2 protein-coding genes and 1 pseudogene are annotated in these 2,562 nt (G+C 70.8%); all 3 read left to right on the top strand.

The window, feature by feature from the left end; all coding sequences use genetic code 11:
- A partial coding sequence (locus tag ACIQ3R_RS17440; protein ID WP_397420117.1) for a prolyl oligopeptidase family serine peptidase occupies positions 1-1,857 on the top strand: 1,857 nt, incomplete at its 5' end.
- Between the two features lie 41 nt (positions 1,858-1,898).
- The gene (locus ACIQ3R_RS17435) at positions 1,899-2,264 is read left to right on the top strand and encodes a response regulator (RefSeq protein WP_397420116.1); all 366 of its coding nucleotides are present in this window, start codon (positions 1,899-1,901) and stop codon (positions 2,262-2,264) included.
- Positions 2,261-2,562: pseudogene (locus ACIQ3R_RS17430) on the top strand (chemotaxis protein CheR); the annotation flags it as partial. The gene ACIQ3R_RS17435 and the pseudogene ACIQ3R_RS17430, both read left to right, overlap by 4 nt.

Below are 2,562 nucleotides of genomic sequence, written 5' to 3'. Positions count from 1 at the left end.
TGGCTGCATGATCGCCGCGCGCCGACGCTCCCGCCCCGCGTGCTGGCGATCTCCGACAGGGCGGCGGCGGCGCCGCGCTGGTCGCCGGACGGCCGCTCGCTCTATTTCCTCTCGGCGCGATCCGGGACGACGCAGATCTGGCGCACTGACCCTGACGGCGCGACCGCCACGCCGGTGACCAGTCTGCCTCTGCCGGTCACGAGCTACCGGATCTCCCGCGATGGCCGGACGATCGTCGCAGCGCTGCAGGTCTATCCCGACTGCCCCGACCTCCCCTGCAGCCGCGCCCGCGCGGAGGCGCGTCGCGCCGGCGCCAGCGCGCTCGTCTATGACAGGCTGGCCGCGCGGCAGTGGGACGAGTGGCGGGGGCCGCAGCAGAACCGCCTGTTCGCCCTGCATCTTGATGACAGCGGCGCGGCCGCCAGCCCGCCCGTGGCGCTGATGCGCGGCTTCGAGGCCGAGGCGCCGGACCGGCCCTCCGGCGACGACAGCGAGTTCGCGGTCAGCGCCACCCACGTCTATTTCATCGCGCTACGACCCGGCGAACCCTGGGGTGGGAAGGCGCACTACCGGCTCTGGGCCTCGCCGCTCGACGGCTCAAAGCCGCCGGTCGAGGTCGCGCCGGACCTGGCCGGAGGGCTCGGGAAGCCCGCCCTGTCTCCCGACGGGACGCGCCTGGCCGTGCTGCGCAAGTCCGACTGGCGGGTCGACATACGCGCCCGGGTTCATCTGATTGACCTGGCCTCCGGCGCGCACCGGGAGGTGGAGACCGGGCTCGACCGGTCGCCCGAAGATCTCCGATGGTCGGCGGACGGGCGCGCCTTGCTGGCGGTGATGGCGGACGCCGGACGGATACGGCTGTTCGGGATCGACGCCGCAACCGGCCGGACACGCCGGCTGACCGAGACCGGGTCTGTCGCCAGCGTGGCCACTGCGCCCGGCCGCCTGGTCGTGCTCAAGGACAGCCTGACCAGCCCCGGCCAGCTCTACGAGGTCAGCGCCAATGGTCCGGTCCTGCTGGCCGGCCACAACGCTCAGGCGCTGGCCGAGTTCGACTTCTCCCGGCCTGCACCGTTCACCTTCAAGGGCTGGAACGACGCGACAGTCCACGGCTGGGTCCTCCCGCCCCAGGGCGCGAAGCCCGGACAGCGCTATCCGGTCGCCTTCCTGATCCACGGCGGCCCCCACGACAGCTCCGGCGACAACTGGAGCTATCGCTGGAACCCCCAGGTCTGGACCGGCATGGGCTATGCGGTCGTGATGATCGATTTCCATGGCTCAGGCGGCTATGGCGAGGCCTTCGCCCAGGCGATCCTGGGCCATTGGGGCGATCGGCCGCTGGAGGACCTGAAGAAGGGCTGGGCGGCGGCCTTGGCCCGCTTTCCCTATCTTGACGGGACCCGCGCCTGCGCGCTCGGCGGGTCCTACGGCGGCTATATGGTCGCCTGGATCGCCGGCGCCTGGCCGGACCCCTGGCGCTGTCTGGTCAATCATGCCGGGATCACCGATACGCGCGCCTTCGCACTGACCACCGACATCCCGGGCTATGCGCTCCGCGAGTTCGGCGCCGAAGTCTGGGCCGACCCGGAGGCGGTGGAACGGCTCAATCCAACCTCCGCTCTGGCGAATTGGCGGACGCCGATGCTGTTGATCCATGGTGCGCGCGACTACCGAGTGCCCGTCGATCAGGGTCTGTCAGCCTTCACCGCGCTCCAGCGCCGCGGCGTGCCCTCACGCCTGGTGGTCTATCCCGACGAGCATCACTGGGTGCTCAAGCCTCGAAATTCGGTGGACTGGTACGCCCAGGTCCAAGCCTGGATGGACCGCTGGACAGCGCCGGCTCAAACCCCGCGTTAACCGACCCCCGCGATGTTCCCGGAACGACCGGGAGCGACCGCTTGAAGACCTGCCTCGTCGTCGACAACAACCGCGTGATCCGCAAGGTCGCGCGCCGCATCCTGGAAGACCTGGGCTTTGAAGTGGCCGAGGCCGGCGATGGGATGGAGGCGCTGGCCTGGTGCACCGCGGTGATGCCCGACGCGATCCTGCTCGACTGGAACCTGCCGGCGATGGACGGGCTGGAAGTGCTGCGCCGTCTGCGCGCCATGCGCGGCGGTCATGCGCCAAAGGTTGTGTTCTGCTCGGGCCACACGACTCTGGATCGCATCGCCGAGGCCCTCGACCTGGGGGCTGACGAGTACCTGATGAAGCCGTTCGATGGCGACATCATCGCCGGCAAGCTGGCGCTGGCGGGCGCCCTATGAGCGCCAGACTGGCCGAACTCTGCGCCAGGATGGCCGGCCTGCGCATCGACCCCAGGCGGGGCTATCTGGTCGAAAGCCGGCTGGCGCCCCTGGCCCGGCGGGAGGGCTTCACCTCCACCGAGGCCCTGCTGGCCGCGCTCGACCTGGCGCCCGACCCGCGACTGGCCTGGGCCGTCGTCGAAGCCATGATGCCGGCCCCTTCGGGGTTCTTCTGCGGGCCCCAGCTGTTCGACTGGCTGACGCGCGAAGGGCTGCCGGCCCTCAAGCCGGTCCACAGCGACGGCCCCCTGCGGCTCTG

It is taken from the genome of Phenylobacterium sp., from assembly GCF_044371015.1.
GTDB lineage: Bacteria > Pseudomonadota > Alphaproteobacteria > Caulobacterales > Caulobacteraceae > Phenylobacterium.
This window is presented reverse-complemented; position numbering and strand designations above follow the sequence as displayed.